The sequence below is a fragment of the Candidatus Methylacidiphilales bacterium genome (genome assembly GCA_025056655.1).
Taxonomy (GTDB): domain Bacteria; phylum Verrucomicrobiota; class Verrucomicrobiia; order Methylacidiphilales; family JANWVL01; genus JANWVL01.
The window spans coordinates 1-4,189 of record JANWVL010000037.1 but is presented as its reverse complement, the minus strand read 5'-3'; the positions used below and the strand labels follow the sequence as shown (position 1 = coordinate 4,189).

Here is a 4,189-nt window from a genome sequence, read left to right as displayed (position 1 = left end):
GACTACGATATGGTGGACCGCCTCACCCGCATCTATTACAAGAAGCGTTTCTTCTATTATCCCCTCAAACCTTTAGATGCTCTGATCAAGCTCGGATGCATCGAGGCGGTCCGATGCTTAATGAGCTACATCAAGGTGCGTCTCTTTCCTCTTCAAGACACCTCCACGTTTGAAAACTGGGTTACCAACCGCTTCGGACGACGCCTCTTTGAAATCTTCTTCAAAACCTACAGCGAGAAACTTTGGGGCATCTCATGCCAAGAGCTAGACGCCGACTTCGCCGCTCAACGCATCAAAAAGCTCTCCCTCTACGAAGCCATCAAAAACGCGCTTCTAGGCGGGAAAGGCAATCAACACAAAACCCTCGTAGATCAATTCGCCTACCCTCACGGCGGCACCGGCGTTATCTACGAGCGAATGGCTCAAGCCATCCGTAACCGCGGAGGTGCTATTTTCCTAAATACCCCAGTCTATTCCGTCCAAACTGAAAACAAACCTGACGCGCTCTATGCCACCGGCATTACACTCGAAGATGGCTCCACTCGATCCTACGACCACATCATCTCCACCATGCCACTTTCTTTAATGGTTGCCCGACTAACCCACGTGCCACAAGAAATCAAAACAGCAGCCGAACAACTCAAATACCGCAACACCATCATCGTCTACCTACGAGTCGAGTCAGAAAAACTCTTCCCCGACAACTGGCTCTACATTCACTCTCCTGACCTCGGCGTCGGACGCATCACCAACTTCCGCAACTGGTCTCCCACTTTGCTTAATAATACCCACCACACCATTCTAGCCCTCGAATATTGGTGCTACGATCAAGATCCCATTTGGACAAGTCCCGACGAAAACTTAATTCAAACTGCCAAACAAGAACTAGCCCGCACTGGCCTCAACCGCCAAGCCCCAGTGACCGCTGGCTACGTTTATCGAATTAAACGTTGCTACCCCGTATACGAGCGCGGCTACCGCAAGAAACTTAAGCCCATAGAAGATTATCTCTCTTCCATCCGTAATCTTCACGTCATCGGCCGCTACGGCGCCTTCAAATACAACAACCAAGACCACAGCATTCTCATGGGCATCCTCGCTGCTGAAAACATTCACCTTGGCACCAAACACAATCTCTGGGAAGTCAATACCGACTACGAATATCAAGAATCCTCCGTCATCACAGCCACCGGGTTGCAAAAAAAATAATCTCTCACTAATTAACCCCATGGCGCAGAAAAATGTCCTTGGCACCCCACTTGTTACCTGCTCTACCGACCCCCTCACAGGTTATCTACGCGATGGCTATTGCTGCCAAGCCCCATTTGACCACGGCATGCACACAGTGTGTGCAGTGATGACTGAAGAATTTCTGAAATTCACCGCATCACGCGGAAATGACCTCACCACACCGCGCCCCGAGTTTCGTTTTCCCGGCCTTAAACCCGGCGATCGGTGGTGTATCTGCCTGATGCGCTGGATAGAGGCCCTCGAAGCCAAAGTTGCACCGCCCATCATTCTGGAAGCCACCCATCTCTCCGTGACGGAATTTGTCGACCTCGAAATTTTAAAGCAATACGCTCATCAATCTCCCTCTGCCTAATTCCTATTCCTATCATGCCCCCTTCGCTACAACCCTATCGTCCAAGGCTATTCCTCAGCCCAGACTGTGATCTCACCTCGATCTCCTCACTAGAGCCCATTCTAAAAAAACTCCAAGACCAGCTTTCACATGCTCAGACCTTGTCTGAGCTCGAGTCATGGTTTGATTTCTATAGCGAAGTCTTCTCCGCTCTCGATCAAGTCCGCACGGAACGTTACATCGCTATGACGTGCGACACCTCAAACACAGAAGCTGAGCGACTCTACCTCCATTTTGTCGAAGTCATAGATCCTTGGCTCAAACCAATCCATTTCCAAATAAAAAAACAACTGACCCTTCATCCTTTATTCTCAAAGCTCCCCCCATATTACGCCGTCTTTACCCGCAGCGTTCAAAATGCCATCCGGCTTTTTCACCCAGACAATGTTCCTCGCGAGGCTGAAATTGCCAAACTCTCCCAAAAATATCAAAAAATCATCGGTTCCATCACCGCAACGTTTGAAGGACAAGAACTCACACTACCCCAACTCTCACGAATCCTCGAAGAACCTGATCGCTCTCGACGCCAAGCCTCATGGGAAGCCGCATCCAAAGCACGTCTCCAATATGCCGATGAACTCGAAACCCTCTTCGACTCCATGCTCACCCTACGCAAAGCCATCGCGCACACCGCCCAGTTCTCGGATTTCCGAGATTACACCTTTGCTGCCTATGAACGCTTCGACTATACCCCTCAAGAGTGCCTCCAATTTCACGATGCCATCGAAAAACACTTCGTCCCCCTTGCCCGATCGCTCCAGGCAGAACGCCAAGCAGCCCTTCGCCTCCCCTCCCTTCGACCCTGGGATCTCGCCGTCGATCCTCACTCTCGACCTCCTATTCGACCTTTCCACGACACGGAGGAGCTGAAACAAAAAACCCTGCGCCTCTTCCAAAAACTCGATCCCCGCCTAGCCGAATTCTTCCAGCTCCTCCTCACCCACTCCCTCACCGACCTTGACAACCGCAAAGGCAAAGCCCCCGGCGGCTACCAATCCACTCTCGAAGAAGCTCGACTACCTTTTATTTTCATGAATGCCGTCGGCACCCAACGCGACGTCGAAACTCTCCTCCACGAAGCCGGCCACGCCTTCCACACCCTCGCCTCCCGCCATCAACGCCTCTACCCCTACCGCTCCGCACCCATTGAATTCTGCGAAGTCGCCTCCATGAGCATGGAGCTCATCGCACTCACCCATGCAGAAGATTTCTACGCCACCACCGAAGACTTCCTCCGCGCTCGCCGCGACCACCTTGAAGGCATTATTAAATTTTTCCCTTGGATGGCCACCGTAGATGCTTTCCAACACTGGATCTACACACATCCCGAGCACACCGTTAAAGAACGTCGCCAAGCCTGGCTCACCCTTCTCGACCGCTTTGGCGGCATCGAAGATTACACCGGCTACGAAGAAGCGCGTGCCACCACCTGGCATCGCCAACTCCACATCTTTGAATACCCCTTCTACTACGTCGAATACGGCATCGCCCAACTCGGCGCACTCCAACTTTGGAAACACTATCTCGAATCTCCCCGCGATGCCCTCGATTCCTACCTCTACGCCCTAAGCCTAGGAGGCTCTGTCCCCCTCCCACAATTGTTCAACGCCTGTGGCCTGCGTCTAGATTTCTCTGCCACCGCAGTGATTCCCGTCGTAGAGACGCTCAAAAAAACGCTCTCCTCCTTCGCCAATCCCTGCCTGTCCTAACCACTCCATCAATAAAAGTTACCCTCCAACCAAAGAATTCCTCAAAATAGAATTTTTTTTACTCATCTGTCCCCCCCTAATTTTTCATAACTCCTCTTGCAAATATAAAAAGTCCCCACTTCGCCTATTTATCGAAAAATCCAAGCCATACGAGAAAATAAAAAGTCCATCCAACAACTTGGCACACTTTCTGCACAAGCATCTGCCCTATGACCAAAACCAACAAAAACCTCATGGACATCCATCCCAAAGAAAAACACACATTCCTTTCCCTCATCAGCCGAATCAAAAAAGCGCCCCACACTCACCGATACGAGCGCCGAAAAGTAAAACAATACCTCAGCCGCTACATCTGGGCTGAGACTTAACCCCTCTCCTCTTGCCTCAAGGCTCATCTCTGGCAAGATGGGTCTGTGAAAAGACTCATTAGCTCTGCTCTACTCCTAATCCTTGCTCCTCCAGTCCTTGCTCTCGAGACTGAGCCTCACCTGAGCCTTGCCTTTCCAATGGCCGAAAAATCAGGACGCGTCATCACCACAGCCAGCGTCCTCCTCACCGCTCACACCATTCTTCCTGCCGGGGCTGAACTCCATACCATCTACATCTCCCCCGCTCATCAACTCCCTGATCCCCACATCCAGGAAGTAATCAAAAAAGACTATCGCCGCGAAGCCGCCTACACACGCAAGCCGTATGGCACTAAAAATATCTCCTCAGCACAATACCAATACGAAAAAACTCTCAACGCCCTTCGCACTCAACGCTGGAAAAAACTCCAACTCTTCCAACTCGCCCTAGCCAACCTCGCCCACAAACCCATGCGCCTTGTTTACAGCCC

5 protein-coding genes are annotated in these 4,189 nt (G+C 51.3%); all 5 read left to right on the top strand.

Features of this window, described 5'->3' with window-relative positions:
- The coding region (locus tag NZM04_01615) for an FAD-dependent oxidoreductase (GenBank protein MCS7062742.1) at window positions 1-1,209 on the top strand (1,209 nt) is incomplete at its 5' end.
- 19 nt (window positions 1,210-1,228) lie between these two features.
- Window positions 1,229-1,603, top strand: coding sequence for a DUF2237 domain-containing protein (locus NZM04_01610; protein ID MCS7062741.1), 375 nt, complete (start codon window positions 1,229-1,231; stop codon window positions 1,601-1,603).
- A 14-nt stretch (window positions 1,604-1,617) separates the two neighbouring features.
- A complete protein-coding gene (locus NZM04_01605; protein MCS7062740.1) occupies window positions 1,618-3,351 on the top strand; it encodes a M3 family oligoendopeptidase in 1,734 nt (577 codons plus the stop codon).
- A gap of 209 nt (window positions 3,352-3,560) precedes the next feature.
- Window positions 3,561-3,719, top strand: a complete 159-nt coding sequence (locus tag NZM04_01600; GenBank protein ID MCS7062739.1) for a hypothetical protein — start codon at window positions 3,561-3,563, stop codon at window positions 3,717-3,719.
- Window positions 3,720-3,764: 45 nt separating this feature from the next.
- Window positions 3,765-4,189, top strand: a 425-nt coding sequence (locus NZM04_01595) for a hypothetical protein (GenBank protein MCS7062738.1), incomplete at its 3' end; no start/stop codon positions are given.

Coding starts and splice junctions, on each gene's coding strand:
- NZM04_01610 (MCS7062741.1), top strand. CDS start 1,229: ATGGCGCAGAAAAATGTCCTTGGCACCCCACTTGTTACCTGCTCTACC.
- NZM04_01605 (MCS7062740.1), top strand. CDS start 1,618: ATGCCCCCTTCGCTACAACCCTATCGTCCAAGGCTATTCCTCAGCCCA.
- NZM04_01600 (MCS7062739.1), top strand. CDS start 3,561: ATGACCAAAACCAACAAAAACCTCATGGACATCCATCCCAAAGAAAAA.